Here is a 16,555-nt window from a genome sequence, read left to right as displayed (position 1 = left end):
GATACGGCCTAGCGACACTTCTGGTGGCACCTCCGTTGCCAGCTATGCGAAAACCGCCAATTGGTGGACGGACGTCGTCGAAAATTATGCCGATGCCCGTTGGATCCTTCGGCATACTGGAGAGGGCATTGCGATCATTTCTGTCTCAAGTGAGCAGCAATCATATCGCGATTGGCGTTCTGTATCAGCAGCGTTTCGTAAAAAACTGTCAGAACGTTTTCCGCCAATGCCGTATCCAATCGTTGCATACGAAGGACAGTCACCTTTCGCGCCTGCCGTGAAACCTGTTCTTCACTTTCTGCGATATGGCGATCTACGATATCAAGGTCGGCTTGAGTGAATATCATTTGCTTTCTCCCTGGGGCTCAATGTTCCGGAGAAGTTGCCCTACGCGGAAGCACTCCCTGCGCTGCGTCCGAACCCAGTTTAGCGATCGCGGTTCGGTAGCGGGAGGAAACGAAGATGACACTAGAATGGTGGACGCTGCCAGTGACGATCGAACCGCGCCGGGTTGGCCAATATCTTACCATAAACAGTGCGGACAAGGCAGCAGAATACATGTTGGAAGAGTGGCCGGGAAACCAAGCCGGCAAGTTCTTTGACCAAGCCCAACAAGCACTCATTGATGCGCATGATGGCAAAATCTCTGCCGACGAAGCGCGGCGAGCATTCTTGGCTGCAGCCGAAGAAGCTGGAATACCGTTCTTTAATCAATGCTGACGCGGCTGAAAACGCGCGTAAGTATGGCGGTTCCCCTGCCGCGTTTTTTTGGAAGGCTGCGTGAGTAGGAACGCTCCTGAATCGGCCGGTTTCACCGCATGACGCCTTCCGTTTCCTGTGCAACATCGCAAAGCCCAGAAGAACCGTCATGATGGATCTACTCCAATCGGCGCGACGTCTTTCCGTCATTCGTTAATTTGGTTTCCGATTGCGATTTCGACAGCATTGCGGCATTCAGGGTCGTCCGCCGCCTGGCCATCATTTTCGCCGCAGGTCTCGCCTATGCGACCTAACAAGCTGAACACATCCCGCAAAGTCTCTTCGTCGAAGGTCCTCAATTTTTCGATTGATGCCAATAGCAGAACCGCTTTGGCTTCGGTCCCACCCCACAGATGGGGTGCTGCTGGCGCGATAATTTCCTCCGGAGTGGCGTCCAGAACCTCACAGAGATGAATCAGCCGGCACACCGTCAGACGGGAGACTTTATTTTCGTAGCGACCGTAAACCTGTTCGCTGAGACCAAGCAAGGGCGCCAGTTTCGAGCGAGGCAGTTTTCTTCTGTCGCGGGCGTCGCGAAGACTGGTGCAGATCTGTTCTTCCAGTTCCGCGCTAAGCGCAATTCGCCCGTCAAAGGGCTTCCGATAGACTGGTTTGTCTATGCGTGGGTCAACGACCTGCTGTAAACCGAGTTCTTTAATCCATTGCTTCAAAGATGGACCTGCCATTGCTGAGACTGAAGGTTAGCGCACAAGACCTCTTTTATACGGAAAAATTTTCAGGTTAAAACCTATAACGTTGCATTTTTGATCTTTTTTGGCGCAGCTTTCTATCAAGCGAATTCGTGCCACGTGTGTTGATTCTTGATATTATCCTTATTTTTCAATCCATAAAGAAAAGCGACACCAGCCTCTCTTGGTGCCAGAGCGTGCAAACATCGCGCCAAATTGGGTTTATCATCATAATCCGAAAGGGACCGGACTTGCATGGCGTTTCCGACGGATCCAATTTCGTGAGAAACGCACCAAATGCCATTTTCTAGACTCTGTAGCGTGGCCAAAACGGCTCTCTGCCGCTTGGGTCTGATGGTCGACATACGGGAAAGCGACACCCCGGTCACAAGTCTGCACGAGCGATCCAGTTCACACAGCACTACCCACTCAGCAGGACTACTGAAAATTGCATAGCGCTGACTAACATACTGCTTTTTAACTTTTCGCTAAAAAAACGCAAAATATATTTGGCGCGCCTTCAGGCTTTCTCGCGCCAGAAATTCTGTGAAATACCAGCCTTAGCCATCTGATTTCACCGCGACTCTTTCGAAACTCACTGCCCTGGAAAGCTATCCAGATTACGAAACGCGTGCCAAATTGGCGCAGACGGCATTTACAGCGCCTTTTGAAATCAGCATATTGCGCCGCGTCGCCGCTATCTAGGGTTGGTGTCAATGACCCTCCCTTCTCGCTCATCTCTGTGGGCACGAGATCGCTTCAAATAGAAGGCTAAACAAATGAAAAACATCGCGTACGTGTTAGAGTCGGACACCGCCCTTTTTCGGGCGGTTGAGCTTCAGGACGGAAGCAGCATTGCTCCGATCTATGACTTGATTGGTAGCAGGCTGATCGAGATGATCCGCTTTGACGATATGCACTCGCTGTTCTTAGACGAAGAAGCGTTGCGTGATGGGCTAACCGCCTTTACGATCTTTGACGGCTATCCAAAGCCTCTGGCGGGGAAAATTGTCCTTGTGGGAGGCGACGGCGGACAGCCTTATCGTTCCCCATTGATCACGATTGCGGATGCGGCCGCGCGTTTCCAATGTTGCCGGCCGGTGCTCGATCCAGTCTTTGTCACGGCTGACGATATGACGCCAAAGGGCCTTATACTTGCCGGGGCACTGGCAAGCTTGCAAGTCCGCATTGATCGTCGCTCTCCTATGCTCGAAGAGAGCGCAACTTGCGAAAATCGCGGCTTGATACAATAAATCCGACCGCCACGCTCACGAACGTTCCCGCGGGCGTGGCGGCAAAGGCTTAAGTACTCAGTTTCAACTGACTCACTCATTTTGAAAGCGGCAATCCCTTGATGAATTTGCTGCGGTGGCGCTGCAGTTCAACATGCAGGGAGATCTCAGGGAGCCCCGGAAAACGCGCGCACCCTTCGCAGGCCTGAGATGGCGATCCCACGCACCTCAGGTAATCATCGCTCCAGGAGATTAGATCTCAAACCCCAACGAGGGATGGAGTTTACGTCGACAGCGGACGGCACAATCCTCCCGCCTCTTCTGATAGCCCCCGGGTCGATAATGACCAGTCGGGAAAGCGGGCCATCGCTATTTATCCCACCATCCACATTTCGCACTCTGATCCTCAACGGCAAGCACCGGAGGAGCATTGCGTTTTCGGTCAAGCGTCATCGGCTCGATGTCCGAGCATCCGGCAAATTTTCGAACTCCTGTCCATAAGGCGAACCAAATAGGATCGGTCAGAACCGCATCGAAATTGCGTTCAGATTTTCTTATACCTAGCGATATCAAAGACTTAATTTAGAAATTGTTCGGCTGCGACCTCAAGTAGCAGCTCAAATTCGTACATATCTTGCGCCAAATTGATTTGTTGAGATATGCTTTTCTCGTATTGACCGCAAACATCCCGACGCGTGGGTCGGGTTTGAAATGGAGAGACAAAACCGGCCAGAAAAAGAAAACCGCTCCCGAAGAAATCCGGAAGCGGGTCTGTAAGAGAATAAATTAGCCAAAACCTTTCTCGCAGACCCTTCCTTCCTTGTCAACAAAAAACACCAATTTGGTGAACGGCGGAGCTTTGCCTGGTCCCGAATGGAGACGAGGACATGGAAGATATAACCACCTGCCAGCGGCCGGTCGGCCGTAAGATCACGCCTCAAAGGGCCGAATTCCGCCGCTTGGCAAAATCGGCAGAAATCGGAATGGTGACACGTGCCCAATTGGCGGTGCTTGCTCAAAACCTGACCTGCACAGGCCTGATAAATGGAACGGAAAGCCATCTGTTGCTGATATTGATCAACACCGCCCCCGCCGATGCTTTCGAAAAGTCGGGGCGGCCAATAGTGTTCAAATCGAACCGACAATTGGCGTTTGAGGTCGGGCGTTCAGTCGGTCGGGTCAGTCGAATGCTCTCCAGGCTTTTCGATCTGGGTTTGATCACGATGCAGGACAGTGGAAACTATAAGCGATATCCTATCAGAAACAGTGATGGCGACATAACAGACGGATGCGGGGTCGATCTTCGAATACTGGTCCTGCGATATGGCGAGCTTAATCGCCTCGTAAAAGATATCCGAGCGGAGAAGAAGGCGACCGAAGCCGCGTTGCGACGATATCGCGGCGCGTTGCGCAATATCCGTTATGCCCTCGCCGTTGCCGCTGATGTACGTGCGACGGTGCGCCAACGCGTCGCCGACCGCGTCGAGCGCATCAGTAATTATATCGGAATTGCGGCCAAAGCGTCCAACCGGATGCTGCGTCGCGCGACTTTCCTTCTTGAATGGTCTATGGATCAACTGATGCAGCTTGCCCCGCGACCTCAATACCAGCTCGGGGCAGTTAAAACGACATGCTTACGTGTCGAAAACGACATGCAGAAACAGACTACACTTCCCTATCAATCAGAACGTAGTAATGTTCGAGAGGGTTGGGCTCATGTCGGACAACACAGTTTTCCAAAAGCCGACGCCGCCAGCAGATCGGCTTTTGAACATACCGCGACGCGTCGACCAGGCTCAGTCAGTGAGCGGGAGCCTCAGCGGCAGGCTCTACTTGCGCTTAAGGATATCTTGCGGGCGACACCGGCGCTCGGGGAGCTTGGATGCACCCCCAAAAACTTCCAGGAGCTTGTTCGTCTGACTCCGATGTTGTGCCGTTTCGCCGGGATCTCAGAGGATGCCCGTCGCGGCGCCGTCGCGACAATGGGCGAAAGACAAGCAGCAGTGGCGGTGGCAGTTACTCTTGAAAAAGCAAATCGGCGGGAGGTCAGTTCGCCTGGGGGATATCTACGCGCAATGGCCGAGCGCGCAGCCGCGGGCCGATTACATCTTACCCGCTCGGTCTTCGGTCTGATGGCTCGCCGCGACCTTGAGGAAAGCACTCGAACCGCCGGGCAAACTTAACTGGTGGGTCACGCTTTTAAGAGGTGCAGCGTTCTAGTCGACACTCTTCATGCGCGACGATCAAAGCGATCGACGATATCGGCGCATGCGGCGTCCAACCGGAAAACGAGTAAGTGAACGATCCACGCTTCTATGTTTACGTCGCCTGGTTCCCTCAGAAAGATGATCATGGAAACTACATCTGCGGCGAGATCGTCGGTGAAGACCGACGCTGGCCGTTGGCGGGGTGCCCATTAAACAAGTCGAACATACCCGCGATTAATGTCTCATCAGCTCCCGCTATCTTGGGGCATAATACGCTTCAACAGCCGAACGAGATCGCGCGTTGCGTCGCTCGGAAGGGTTCTGATAATTCGATCCAGAGTGAGACGATCCTCGGCTTCCTCAGGCGTGCGCCCCCAAAGATGAGGTGCCGCTTCATAGAGCATGTCTATGGGCATGAAACCGAGAATCTCACAGAGATGGATCATTCGGGTGACCGTCATTTTTGAAAACGCCCGCTCGTAACGTCCGTAAACGGGTGTCGACAGGCCGAGCATTGGCGCAAGATCCGCGCGAGAGAGGCCTTCGGCCTCGCGCGTTTTTTTTAAAAATGCGCTAATCAGTTCTTCCATATTCCCTAATGTCGCAACGTTCCCGTCAAAACCGGGCTTGCGGTAGATCGGCTTGTCGACTTCCGGATCGGTGGTATCCACCAGGCCTCTCGAACTTTTGTAACTTTCTAGATCTTGCGTCACCGCCTGTCCCTATTTTTTCAACAATCGCCGGTCAGGGTGGATCACCTTGAACGGACTTGAACTGCTTGCCTTTGCCACTTTGCGGTCGTCTTCTGTCCCTTCCGAAGGTAGATTATCAGGTTATAACAACTTTAAAGAGTTTAGCCAATTTGCTTCAATAATCCGATGCACGCTGAAGTCAAATCACGGCTGTGAGATCGGCGGTCAGGTCAAATCAGCGACAAACGATTGCTCGCTGCGACAATCTTCAAGCCACCACGATCACCTTGAAATGCAGCCAAAATTCGCGAATACACCCTGAAGCTCCTCAATGGAACCAGTGGCAATCGTCATTGGTTCCGATGTGAACGGCCGAGCCAACGGTCGACGCATCTTCGCGTCCGCTTATATCCCATTTGGTTATGAGGAAAAGCAGGATGGTACCGTGGTGATGGTTTTCCCCAGAGAGCCTTATCGATTATCCCTCTCCGGTTGTTGCGTGAAACCAAGCGATTTCTGATGGCCGGCTTGCTCGCGCGAAGCGGACGGGACAGCGCGTGTCTTCAAAGGACGAAACCGGTCGGCCAGCGCATCGTAAAAGCTCGCAGAGCGTCAAAGCGAAAGGCTTACTGAGGGCTTTCTTGGGGCTGGGCGGCTATGAGGGAGGCGCTCATCTTCTTTGGTTGGTGTCGGCCATGCCGTGCCGGAAAATGCCGGGATTGAATCGGGCTCGGCCTAGGACCCGGCTCAATCGAGCGCCGGACCGGCATCCCCGCGCCACTGCGTTGACTATGCCGAGACGCTCAGCGGCTACTATCGGCGCCGTCGTGTTGGCGCCGTCAGGCAATAGGAAGAAGGCCATTCTCGACGTGGATCTCGCCGTGGACGACAGTCGCTACGATCTGATCTCCATTCCGGCGGGCGGCAGCACCTGGCTCTTCGCTCCGGGCACGGTGGCGGAGGATTTCCTGATGATGATGCGGGACGGTCGTGCCGCCTCAGGCGAATGCCCGAATGTTCGACATCGTTGCCGACAGCATCGGCATTGATATCCGCAAAACTCCTGCTGACAGCACGGAAGGTGGCCGTCGTCCTACGGTCGCGCCATAAGTTCCAGGCAAGGACCGGAAACAAGCTGACGTGGGCCCGCCACACCATGTCCCAGAAATGAGATGCGCGAGCGCAATGGCGATTTTTCAGCCCGAAGGCTGCAACGTCCTGCATTGCACAGGTCGCGTCAAACTAAGATAGTCGGGCAACATGGCCCGAGAGCGAACGAAGTGCCTCAGGCTTCCTAATGTCGACCATTCGCGCATGTCGCAGGCTGATTATGCTTTGCTCCTTCAACTCGCTCATGGCACGCGATACCGTCTCGATGGTCAAGGCGAGATAGTCTGCAATGTCCTGCCGCGACATGGCCAATCTAAACTGTCGTGTGCCTCCCAGGCGCTCGCAGAGATCCAGCAAAAATACTGCGACCCGTTCAATCGCAGACTGCCGTCCGATAAGCAGAAGGTGTTCCTGAGCGCGTTCCATAGCTTCAAGAGCAAACGCAAGGAGTTCCGGCAAATGATGCTGGGCAGGGCCCTGTTCAAACGCGACTATTCTTGTCAGGGCGAGCGCTTCGGCAAAATAGCGATGCTGAGCGCCGGCTTCCAAGCCGAACATTTCCCCCGCGACATGGAAGGAAACGACCTGCCTCCCCCCGTTGGGAAGGATACGACATGTCCGAACAGCTCCGGCAGAAACCTGATAGCACTTTTCGACGTTCCCGCCCTGGGCGTATATCTCTTGGCCGCGCTCATATGTCACGACGAGGTGCGCTCCCGGAATTTGCGGCCCCACAATTTTCGCCGGCGTGATCGAAGTCTGTGCTGCAGGCATTAATTTGGGATGCATCTCGTATTCCCCATGTTCCAGGGCAAGATTGCCGGTTCTTATGGGAGCGATAAATTCGGTTTCATCACTAAGGGTAAACACTTAAACGGCATCTCGTACGGTTCGCCGGCGCTTTATTCCGATCCCTTTCGACGGGTATTCATCACAAGAGGCAGCGGCTCATCGTCCTCATAAGAATCGTATCGCCGGGTCAGAAGGACCATACGGCCAGTTATTCGGAAAAGACTTCGATTCGACGCGCAGGAGGGCGCTCCCTGCGAAGTCCGCGGAAACGCTACCGAAGTTACCGCTTTTGTGGTTCCGTCTTCGCTGGTAGAGAGCGTTTTTTGGTTTCAGCCCAAGACATTGCGGAACTTGGGCGCATAATCCTTCAACCCGCGAAGGCTAAGGAACTCGGCGATGACGACCAAATACAGAGTTTCTGGGAAAAACGGATGCCATGACGCGACCTTTTCCGTTCGGAGGATCCCGGCAGGACGCCGAATACGGCGAGATCAACGCCACGAAACTAGAAGGGTCCATCCGCTACCGCAACAGCCATACGGACGAGATGCGGGAGGCTTTTCGCTCTCATTTTCGACATGACGCGGGCGCGATGAACCTCCACCGTGCGGCGGCTAATATTCAGATCATGTGCGATCGACTTGTTCGGAAGGCCGGCCACGACGGCAAGAAGCACTTGGCGCTCCCTCTCGCTCAAGGTTTGGACGCGCGCTTGAATGGCGAGGATCTCGTCGGCGTTAGTGTCAAAAACATGCAAATGGTCCGACGCTCGTTCGATCGCCTCGATGATAACGGCATCCTGGCAGGGTTTCTCTATGAAGTCGACTGCACCGGCTTTCATCGCCTCAACTGCCATGGGCACATTGCCATGTCCGCTGATTACGATTGACGGAATCGAGATCTTTTTCACACTAAGCTGACGGATGAGATCGATACCCGACATCTCAGGCATTCTGAGATCCGTAACAAGAATTCCGTTGTGGATGCTCGGGGCAAAGGAAAGAAACAAGGCGCCCGATTGATGCACCTTGACGGCATAGCCGTTCGTGGCCAGCATGAAGGCAAACGATTTGCGTACCGGCTCTTCGTCATCGACAATATGGATCGTATAGTCAGTTGTTTTCACACGTTTGTCCTTCCGCATAGGCGGGAAGCGTGAACTGGAAAGTAGCTCCACCAGCCGCGTTTTTCGAGACTGTCATTTCACCTCCATGGGCCTCGACAATACGTTTCGAGATCGCAAGGCCGACACCCATTCCAGTTGGTTTTGTCGTGACGAATGGCTCGAAGAGCTCCGCGGCAATTTCTTCCGGAATGCCTTCGCCGGTGTCTTCCACGATAACGGCGACTTCACCCTCCTGCGTGGGCATCGTGCGGATCGTAAGCTCACGATGCTCGACGTGGCGCATAGCTTCTATGGCGTTTCGCATCAAATTGATGATGACCTGTTCGACCTGAACACGATCGACCATCACCATCTCAGCGCCGGGCACATATTCGAATACAGTCCTGATGCCGTTTTCTCGGGAACCGACAAGCGCAAGAACGCCTGCCTCCTCCACCAGCGTGCGAATGTTTTCGAGGGCCTTTTCCGTTTCACCTGTCGTTACGAACTCCCTGAGATGTTTGATAATTTTTGCCGCTCTAAGGGACTGACTTTCAATCTCCTGCAAAGCGTTTCTCATGCCCGTTGGGACACTGTTGTTCATGTCGCTCATGAGCTTCGTACACCCGCAAGCATAATTTGCAATCGCCGCCAGCGGTTCGTTCAGCTCATGCGCGAGGGCGGATGCCATTTCGCCCATCTCGCTTAGGCGGGCCAATCTCGCCAATTCCGCCTGGATTCGCTGCTGGTGAGCAGCGGCTTCTTCCCGCTCCGTAAGGTCTCTTAGGAAGCCGATGAAAAATAAGTCGCCACCCGATTCCAGCCGGCTCACGGTTAACTTGAGGGGAAACGTCGATCCGTTCTTCCTGCGTGCGACAACCACTTGATCTTCGAAAACGCACTTTTCGCCGGTTCCAAGTTGCCATTGCCTATGGTTGCTGTGGTCGGCACGATAAGGGTCAGGCATCAGCAGTCGCAGGTTCGCGCCAAGGAGTTCTTGTGCGTCATACCCGAACTGCCGCAAGACGGCGGCGTTGAAGAAAACAATTGCGCCATCGCGGGTAGTGATCACCGTCGCATCTGGGATTTTGTCCAATATCGATGTCAGATGCGCAGTGCAGGCTGTGGGGGCAATCTCCCTCTCGATGATGGCGTGTCTTGTCGCCTGCAATGCCTCTCCGAGACAAGCAATTAGAAGCACTGCAACGCCAAAGGAAACCAGTTCAAAGACCGTCGGATCAGACCCATCGTGCAGCCGCTGAACAAGGACATCGGCACCAAACGACATGCCAGCCGCAAGGGCAATCGGCTTTACGCCGCCGACGATTGCAACCATGAGAATAGCAGGGATGAACGGCAATAGGTTAAGATCGTCGCTAGTGAACTGCGACAGGGCCAGTCTCAGTGCGAGAACGCCTAATGGAGCAGCGGCAACGACACTATAGGCGACGATCGGTCTCCCCCGCCACCGGACGAACATCCAAGCGAGCCCGCCAGCGCCTCGTGAATGCATTTCGTGGTCTACCAGGGGATAAGGTATTGTCATCATGCCGCACCCCTCACTGGCAGATCAAAAATAAGCTGCACTCTCGTCATCGACTATGACGCGCCTCCTTTTGCGTCGGCGCCACGATTTTGAAAATAATTCAAAGAAATCCGACGCGCTCTTTGTTGTCGATCAAAGAGCTATGCAAAGCGTGTGCCTAGAATGCCCGCATTCTAGGCCGCACTCCGTAGAAGGATTTCGCATGCGATCGGCACTTGTTGAAAAATACGGCGATGAGCGCCTGCCCCGCTACACCAGCTATCCGACCTCGCCGTGTTTCTCCACCAACGTCGACGATAACACTTATGAGAATTGGCTTACCGCTGGCGCGCTGGAGAAAGCGGCATCGCTTTACGTGCACATACCGTTTTGTCCATCGATATGCTGGTATTGCGGATGTCACACCATGAACGCGCGCAACAGCCGCCCGATCGCCGACTATCTCAGAATGCTGCGCGAGGAAGTACGGCTCGTGTCCGCAAAGACCGGGGCACCGGTCAGGATCGACCATCTGCATTTTGGTGGAGGAACGCCAACGATCATGGGGCCGGAGAAAATGTTTGAGCTTATTGAGCTTCTGCACAAGCACTTCGAGTTCACGGGTTCGACCCAAATCGCGTTGGAGATTGATCCGAGGACGCTAGATCAAGAGATGGCGACGGTTCTCGGGGAAGCAGGGGTGCACCGCGCTAGTATCGGGGTACAGACCTTTGACCCGACGGTCCAGAGGGCGATCAACCGCACCCAAAGCAAAGAACAGACAATGGAGGCGGTTTTCCAGCTGCGCCGGGCGCGCATCGCCAGCATCAATTTCGATCTTATGTATGGCCTGCCAAACCAGACGGTTCAATCCTGCATCGAGACGACCAAGGCAGCGATCGAGATGGAGCCTGACCGTTTCGCAGTCTTCGGTTATGCGCATGTACCGTCCTTCAAGAAGCATCAACGGCTGATCGACGAAGCCGCTCTCGCCAATGCGCAAAGCCGTATTTCCCAGGCAAAGGCAATTTCGGAACACCTTGTTGCGGCCGGCTACCGCCGCATCGGGATCGATCATTTTGCGAGGCCGCACGACAGCTTGGCAACCGCGCAGACAAACGGGCAATTGCATCGCAACTTTCAGGGCTACACGACCGACGCCTGTGAGACGCTTATCGGCTTGGGTTCGTCAGCGATTGGCCGCATGCCAGGCGGCTATGTTCAAAACGAGGTGCTTCCCAATCGTTACGCGAAGCGGATCGCATCCGGACGCTTGGCCACAACGAAAGGCTGGCGCTTGTCGGCCGAGGATCGCCTGCGGGCAAGCATCATCGAGCGCCTCATGTGCGACTTTCAGGTCGACGTCCCGGCGTTGGCCGTCACATACGGTTTTGAGCCACGCGCGCTTCTCGACGGCAACCTCAGGCTCGCGATGCTCGAGGGCGACGGAATAATCGAAAACGCGGGCGGCATCATTCGTTTGCTAGAAGAAGGGCGCTTTTTGATCCGCGCCGTTGCAGCCGCTTTCGATGCCTATGTGAGGGGTCCGGCGCGCCGTTATAGCAAGACGGCCTGAGGTTTCTCTTTGCAACAAAGCAACGGGAGCCCTTCGGCACGTCGGTATACCGCCGGCAAGCCATCTCGTCTTAAGCGAGTTGCCGGACGGCTGGATGAAGAGTTGTTAACAGCCATCTTGCGCATACCACAGACGAACGCAGATGGAACTCAATGCTAATTTGCCGCAGCTCTTCGAGCGAGCGCCATAACGTAGTCATCTGCGATATCGGCCAAGGTCAAAGCGACCTCCGGCTCCTTCCAACCGGCAGCGACGGCCGTCAGCACGAATTCGCGGAATGCCACGGAAAGCACCTCCTCGCCCTCGATGACGCGATATGGATTATTCGCGTCATGTTGAGGGGCGCTTATCTGCATTGTTGTGGGTCGGTTAGGTTCCATGAGACGTCCCTCTGAAGGTTGACTTGTTGTAGATTTGTCCTGAAATCCTGTCTTAACTGCACTGCGACTATGCTTATTTTCTAAAATATTAACCGCGGCGTGTCGTTAGCCAGGCATCCCGAATTTTGCCGCAGCGTCCATTTTTGTTTGCTGGTTCAACATTTTTTCGTTTTAGGCATGAGTGCAGTGTCGCGGCGCTTCAGCTCCAAATGCTCGATGGTGTTCAGGGCAGGCCTCGTTGCTGCGATCCATTGCCTTGGTTTTCAGCATTCGCATTCAAGACAATATTCGTCACCACTGCAGCGCTGTCCGCCCCCTCTCGATCCTCGCGATGAACGAGTTCGCCGTTGACGGCGGTTGCCAGCAAGTCGCCTTCATAGTCGAGTGCGGCCAAAAGCTACGAAAGCGTCGTAGCGGCGATCGACTGCGCTTCGCCATTGATGATCAGGTGCATTGGAAACTCCTTTGCGTCCGTTCGGAAAAGACGAGATCGGCGGCTTCGGCCGCCATTGTGGGCGCCAGCAAAAAACCGTGGCGATAAAGACCGTTGACGTGGATGACTTTGCCTTCCCGCATCACGCGCGGAAAATTGTCGGCGAAGGCCGGGCGGATGCCTACCCCGGTTTCGACGACGGTGGCATCCGAAAAGGCCGGATGCAGCGTATAGGCTGCGTTCAGCAGCTCCATCATCGAGCGCGCGGTGATCGGGCCGTCGAATTCGGTCTCGATCATCGTCGCGCCGACCATAAACAGGCCCTCGCCGCGGGGGACGATATAGACGGGAAAGCGCGGATGCAGCAGGCGGATGGGTCTGGCGAGCGTAACCTCCTTCGTATGCAGATAGAGCATTTCGCCACGCACACCGCGCAGATCACGACTTTGCCCGATGCGGGCAGCACCTGTGCAATCAACGATATCGGAGAAATCGTCCTCGCTCACATCTTCGCCGGTAAAAACGACGCCCTCTGACGATAGCAGCTCTTTCAACGCGCGCAGCGCCTGACGAGGGTTCAGATGAGCTTCACGCTGAAAGAACAGGCCTTTGCGAAAACGCCGCGCAAGGGCGGGATCAAGCTCGGCTACCCCGTTTTCGTCCAACCATTCATACCCAGACGTACGGGCCGCAAATCGGGCGAGTTCGCCCGAATCCCTTTGAGGTGCGACGACCAGTGTCCCTTTGCGGACGACTTGGCCAGGCACGACCGCATCCCACCATTCCACGGCCATTTTCCCCAATGTCATCACTCTCTCGTCGGCGTTTTCCCGTTCGCACCAGGGCGCCAGCATGCCGCCGGCGAGCCAGGACGCGGCACGCCCGAATCCTGGATGCGGGTCGAAGACTGTGACCTGAGCCCCCCGCGCGCAAAGTTCACGTGCTGCTGTTAGGCCGGCAATACCGGCGCCCTTAACGAGAATTCGCAATGTCATGCTCCCATAGGCATATAGAGATCGCCGCCCTTACGGCATTTCGCCGCCATCGCATCCAGGCCCTCCGTTGAGGCATCGGCGTCAATGTCGTGCGATATTCGTACGACCAGAATATCGCGCCGCACCCGGATACGATGGGTCAAGTGAACTCTTTGCGAACTCAACTATGCTGTGACTTGGTCGCGGCTTTGTTCCATTTCTCAAGCTAGTCCACTGTCCGACTTTGATCTTCTCATTAGTTTGACGACCAAGTTGGCACGCTCGTACCCGGCATCACTGGCTGCCAATGTCATCCAAACGCTTCTCGAGCCTTGAATGACACAACTCGCTAAACACCAAGGAATTTTGATGAGTCTACGGCCTAGAAACGATAGGTTACGCCCGCGCCAAACAGCCACGGATCGAGCCTGGCCTTGCCGCTGACAGCGGCGCCGCCGACGTTGGCATCGAAATCAGGCCTCACGAAGATCTTTTTTGCATCGAAGTTCACACCCCAGTGGTCGTCGATCATATAGTCAAAGCCCGCCTGGAGCGCGACACCGAAGGTGTTTTTGACATCAAGGCTACGAGCACTTTTTCCTGACTGGTTGTAGAACAGCGTATAGTTGATGCCGGCGCCGACATAAGGCCGAAAAGCGCCAAAGTCGGTGAAATGGTATTGTAGGGTGAGCGTTGGCGGCAGCAGCCAAGTCTTGCCGATCTCGCCGAGCGCTGAAATCGAGCCTCCGCCTTGGACCTTGGCGTAGGTTGTGGCCAGGATGAGTTCCGCAGCAAAACTCTCAGTAAAGAAATACGAGATGTCGAATTCTGGAATGACTGTGTCCGAGAAAGAAAGATCCGAGCCCGGCAGTCCGTCGACGCGCCCAGAGTCATTGGTGATCACCCCAAGCGCCCGCAGCCGTATCTGCCATGGGTTTCTGTTCGCTGCCACGGGAATGGGAGCCCTACTTGGTAGTGTCGTCAGATCGGCAGCCTCCGCGGTGCTGACGGCGCCGAATAATGCAGTAGCGATGATGGCCCGTACGATGTCGTTGGAAGTCATCCTTGTCTCCTTCGATCTGAAATTCGTCAATCGAGGAGCAATAACATCGGCTGGCACGTCAGGATTTGAGGCGGCTCAACTAAAGAAAATTGCACTGCCTGTCGCAGACAAACCCTAGCCTTGTGTGGCAATTTCGCAACGTTCGGGCACTTGAATGACGCTTGCCGCAAAAGCGAATTGGAATAACAACGGCATCATTGGAAAAGGCCTTTGCTGCAGCTTTGGATCATTCGCGTCTGGCCCTTACGACTACCTGGACAGGAAGCCTTGCGCAATTCAACACGCTTTCGAATCGTCATTTCGGAAAGGCCTCTTCGTGTTAGACCTTCTCTGGATTCGAGACACTTAGGAATTTAGCAGTTCCGTAGGGTCATCTGCGCTCGAGATTTTCGTCTTTTGCTCCCCCTCAGGCGTATTCTCCTCATTCACCAAGATGCGCCACGAAGCTCCTTCCAAATCATCATACTGTCCGCTCTTTAGCGACCACAGAAAGCCTCCCAGCCCAAGCGTACCCATGAACAGCGCCAGCGGGATCAGATAAATCAGCATATTCATGAGGTAGAACTCCCTACTGAGGCTGCATATTTGCCCGTATGCCTAAGTTGCTCCCGTCGATTCCAGCCGAGCCGCAATGCATTCGTCACGACGATCAGCGACGACGTCGACATGGCGACGGCGGCGATAAGCGGCGTCGCATAGCCCGCGATAGCAATAGGAACTGCCAGCACATTGTAACCGATGGCAAGAGCGAAGTTCTGGCGGATCAAAGCAGCCGTACGCCGCGCGACGCAGATCGCCTCCGGAACCGCGTCGAGGCGGTCCTTCAGGAAAACGAGGTCTGCCGCTTGTCGGCCAATGTCGGAGGCGGTTGCGGGAGCCATCGACACATGCGCCGCCGTAAGTGCCGGCGCATCATTGATACCGTCGCCAACCATCATGACCTTGTTGCCCGCCTCGTTTAAGCGTGCGCACTCTTCGACTTTCTGCTTCGGATCCAATTCCGCAATCCAGCGATCCATATGCAATAGCCGCGCGGTCGATTCGACGACTGCTCGCCGGTCACCAGACAAGATCATTGTATGCAGCCCCGCAAGACTGAGCTGGCGAATGGCCGCGGCTGCTCCGGGACGAAGAGTGTCCTCAAAGTAGAAGCGCGCCAGCTCTACCCTGTTCCTCGACAGTATAACCTCGGAAAGGGACTGATTTGGTTCTTTTTCACGAAGCGGGGCGGCGCAAGCGAACTGCATGTTGCCGAGCCGATAAAGTCCGTCGGCGGCCTCGGCCTCGAGGCCCGCTCCCGGAATCTCCGCGACGCTGTCGAACCGGCGGACATTGTTGCCAGCACTACGCAACAACGCCTGGGAGAGTGGATGCCGGGAATGCGCGGCAAGACCGGCCGCAATCGCCCTTTCCTCCGGCCCCGCGCCCAACATTTCGATGAGACATGGCTGGCCCATCGTCAAAGTACCGGTCTTATCGAACACGACGGCATCGACCTCGGCGAGACGTTCCAAAGCAGAACCATCCTTGATCATGATGCCGCCGCGAAACAGTTTCCCAGCGGCGACGACCTGGACGACCGGTACGGCAAGACCAAGCGCGCACGGGCAGGTGATGATGAGAACGGCAACCGCGACCAGCATCGCATGCTTCCAATCCCCACCGATGAAACCCCAGGCAAGAAACGAAACCAGCGCAAGCAGGTGGACTGCCGGTGAGTAAAGGCTTGCAGCTCGGTCCGCGATCCTGCGATAGCGCGCCCTGCCCCCTTCGGCAGCTTCCATGAGGCTGATAATCTCGGCGAGCAGGGAGTTCTCCGCCGTCTTCGTGACGCGAATGGTCAACGAAGCCATGAGGTTCATCGAACCCGACCTAACCTCCGTGCCATTCGCGACTGCGACCGGCACGCTCTCGCCTGTGACGATGGAGAGATCGAGTTCGCTCGTGCCGGCGATCACGACGCCATCGGCGGGGACGCGCTCGCCGGCGGCGATAAAGATATGGTCGCCAATGCCTAT

The 16,555-nt window shown here is 55.3% G+C and carries 16 protein-coding genes and 2 pseudogenes; 5 read left to right on the top strand and 13 right to left on the bottom strand.

Annotated elements, in window-relative coordinates; translation table 11 throughout:
- Positions 1-134 precede the first annotated feature (134 nt).
- The gene (locus tag ACXHXG_RS19370; RefSeq protein ID WP_457900310.1) at positions 135-347 is read right to left on the bottom strand and encodes a hypothetical protein; all 213 of its coding nucleotides are present in this window, start codon (positions 345-347) and stop codon (positions 135-137) included.
- Positions 348-462: 115 nt separating this feature from the next.
- Between ACXHXG_RS19370 and ACXHXG_RS19365 the strand changes: the two genes are divergently transcribed.
- A complete protein-coding gene (locus tag ACXHXG_RS19365; protein ID WP_457900309.1) occupies positions 463-720 on the top strand; it encodes a DUF982 domain-containing protein in 258 nt (85 codons plus the stop codon).
- Positions 721-905: 185 nt separating this feature from the next.
- On the opposite strand, the gene ACXHXG_RS19360 is transcribed toward ACXHXG_RS19365, so the two are convergent.
- Entirely contained in the window at positions 906-1,445 is a 540-nt protein-coding gene (locus ACXHXG_RS19360; RefSeq protein ID WP_457900308.1) for a helix-turn-helix domain-containing protein, read from the bottom strand.
- A 782-nt stretch (positions 1,446-2,227) separates the two neighbouring features.
- Here ACXHXG_RS19360 and ACXHXG_RS19355 point away from each other — a divergent pair.
- A complete protein-coding gene (locus tag ACXHXG_RS19355) occupies positions 2,228-2,701 on the top strand; it encodes a DUF3846 domain-containing protein (protein ID WP_457900307.1) in 474 nt (157 codons plus the stop codon).
- An 866-nt stretch (positions 2,702-3,567) separates the two neighbouring features.
- Positions 3,568-4,863 (top strand): plasmid replication protein RepC, encoded by a 1,296-nt coding sequence (repC, locus tag ACXHXG_RS19350; protein WP_457900306.1) that lies wholly within the window; start codon positions 3,568-3,570, stop codon positions 4,861-4,863.
- 269 nt (positions 4,864-5,132) lie between these two features.
- Here the strand turns inward: repC and ACXHXG_RS19345 are convergent, their stop codons facing one another.
- Complete coding sequence (locus ACXHXG_RS19345; protein WP_283060956.1) at positions 5,133-5,600, bottom strand: helix-turn-helix transcriptional regulator; 468 nt, start codon at positions 5,598-5,600, stop codon at positions 5,133-5,135.
- Between the two features lie 770 nt (positions 5,601-6,370).
- On the opposite strand from ACXHXG_RS19345, the gene ACXHXG_RS19340 reads away from it, so the two are divergent.
- Entirely contained in the window at positions 6,371-6,628 is a 258-nt protein-coding gene (locus ACXHXG_RS19340) for a hypothetical protein (protein WP_283060955.1), read from the top strand.
- 193 nt (positions 6,629-6,821) lie between these two features.
- Here the strand turns inward: ACXHXG_RS19340 and ACXHXG_RS19335 are convergent, their stop codons facing one another.
- The 3 genes from ACXHXG_RS19335 to ACXHXG_RS19325 form a co-directional block, all read right to left on the bottom strand.
- Positions 6,822-7,478, bottom strand: coding sequence for a helix-turn-helix domain-containing protein (locus tag ACXHXG_RS19335; protein WP_457900670.1), 657 nt, complete (start codon positions 7,476-7,478; stop codon positions 6,822-6,824).
- A 508-nt stretch (positions 7,479-7,986) separates the two neighbouring features.
- Positions 7,987-8,625 carry a response regulator FixJ gene (gene fixJ, locus ACXHXG_RS19330; protein WP_457900669.1) on the bottom strand — a complete coding sequence of 213 codons (639 nt, stop codon included), beginning with the start codon at positions 8,623-8,625 and terminating at the stop codon, positions 7,987-7,989.
- A complete protein-coding gene (locus ACXHXG_RS19325) occupies positions 8,594-10,099 on the bottom strand; it encodes a two-component system sensor histidine kinase NtrB (RefSeq protein WP_457900668.1) in 1,506 nt (501 codons plus the stop codon). Before ACXHXG_RS19325 ends, fixJ begins: the two co-directional genes overlap by 32 nt.
- Before the next feature lie 235 nt (positions 10,100-10,334).
- Here ACXHXG_RS19325 and hemN point away from each other — a divergent pair, with 235 nt between their 5' ends.
- Entirely contained in the window at positions 10,335-11,687 is a 1,353-nt protein-coding gene (gene hemN, locus ACXHXG_RS19320) for an oxygen-independent coproporphyrinogen III oxidase (RefSeq protein WP_457900305.1), read from the top strand.
- Between the two features lie 155 nt (positions 11,688-11,842).
- Here the strand turns inward: hemN and ACXHXG_RS19315 are convergent, their stop codons facing one another.
- From ACXHXG_RS19315 to ACXHXG_RS19285, 7 genes and pseudogenes are all read right to left on the bottom strand, one after another.
- Entirely contained in the window at positions 11,843-12,067 is a 225-nt protein-coding gene (locus ACXHXG_RS19315) for a hypothetical protein (protein ID WP_457900304.1), read from the bottom strand.
- A gap of 316 nt (positions 12,068-12,383) precedes the next feature.
- Positions 12,384-12,521, bottom strand: a pseudogene (gene thiS / locus ACXHXG_RS19310) (sulfur carrier protein ThiS); the annotation flags it as partial.
- The gene (thiO, locus tag ACXHXG_RS19305) at positions 12,512-13,489 is read right to left on the bottom strand and encodes a glycine oxidase ThiO (RefSeq protein WP_457900303.1); all 978 of its coding nucleotides are present in this window, start codon (positions 13,487-13,489) and stop codon (positions 12,512-12,514) included. The pseudogene thiS and the gene thiO, both read right to left, overlap by 10 nt.
- A 2-nt stretch (positions 13,490-13,491) precedes the next feature.
- Complete coding sequence (locus ACXHXG_RS19300) at positions 13,492-13,638, bottom strand: hypothetical protein (protein ID WP_457900690.1); 147 nt, start codon at positions 13,636-13,638, stop codon at positions 13,492-13,494.
- A 218-nt stretch (positions 13,639-13,856) separates the two neighbouring features.
- Positions 13,857-14,537, bottom strand: a complete 681-nt coding sequence (locus ACXHXG_RS19295) for an OmpW/AlkL family protein (RefSeq protein ID WP_457900302.1) — start codon at positions 14,535-14,537, stop codon at positions 13,857-13,859.
- Between the two features lie 417 nt (positions 14,538-14,954).
- Positions 14,955-15,092, bottom strand: a pseudogene (gene ccoS / locus ACXHXG_RS19290) (cbb3-type cytochrome oxidase assembly protein CcoS); the annotation flags it as partial.
- A partial coding sequence (locus tag ACXHXG_RS19285) for a heavy metal translocating P-type ATPase (protein ID WP_457900301.1) occupies positions 15,089-16,555 on the bottom strand: 1,467 nt, incomplete at its 5' end. The gene ACXHXG_RS19285 and the pseudogene ccoS, both read right to left, overlap by 4 nt.

The organism is Rhizobium sp. LEGMi-198b (genome assembly GCF_054114205.1).
This window is presented reverse-complemented; position numbering and strand designations above follow the sequence as displayed.

Excerpts from the sequence above, each read along its gene's own strand:
- ACXHXG_RS19370 (WP_457900310.1), bottom strand. The coding sequence starts at position 347 with ATGATATTCACTCAAGCCGACCTTGATATCGTAGATCGCCATATCGCA.
- ACXHXG_RS19365 (WP_457900309.1), top strand. The coding sequence starts at position 463 with ATGACACTAGAATGGTGGACGCTGCCAGTGACGATCGAACCGCGCCGG.
- ACXHXG_RS19360 (WP_457900308.1), bottom strand. The coding sequence starts at position 1,445 with ATGGCAGGTCCATCTTTGAAGCAATGGATTAAAGAACTCGGTTTACAG.
- ACXHXG_RS19355 (WP_457900307.1), top strand. The coding sequence starts at position 2,228 with ATGAAAAACATCGCGTACGTGTTAGAGTCGGACACCGCCCTTTTTCGG.
- repC (WP_457900306.1), top strand. The coding sequence starts at position 3,568 with ATGGAAGATATAACCACCTGCCAGCGGCCGGTCGGCCGTAAGATCACG.
- ACXHXG_RS19340 (WP_283060955.1), top strand. The coding sequence starts at position 6,371 with ATGCCGAGACGCTCAGCGGCTACTATCGGCGCCGTCGTGTTGGCGCCG.
- ACXHXG_RS19335 (WP_457900670.1), bottom strand. The coding sequence starts at position 7,478 with ATGCATCCCAAATTAATGCCTGCAGCACAGACTTCGATCACGCCGGCG.
- fixJ (WP_457900669.1), bottom strand. The coding sequence starts at position 8,625 with ATGCGGAAGGACAAACGTGTGAAAACAACTGACTATACGATCCATATT.
- ACXHXG_RS19325 (WP_457900668.1), bottom strand. The coding sequence starts at position 10,099 with ATGCATTCACGAGGCGCTGGCGGGCTCGCTTGGATGTTCGTCCGGTGG.
- hemN (WP_457900305.1), top strand. The coding sequence starts at position 10,335 with ATGCGATCGGCACTTGTTGAAAAATACGGCGATGAGCGCCTGCCCCGC.
- ACXHXG_RS19315 (WP_457900304.1), bottom strand. The coding sequence starts at position 12,067 with ATGGAACCTAACCGACCCACAACAATGCAGATAAGCGCCCCTCAACAT.
- ACXHXG_RS19295 (WP_457900302.1), bottom strand. The coding sequence starts at position 14,537 with ATGACTTCCAACGACATCGTACGGGCCATCATCGCTACTGCATTATTC.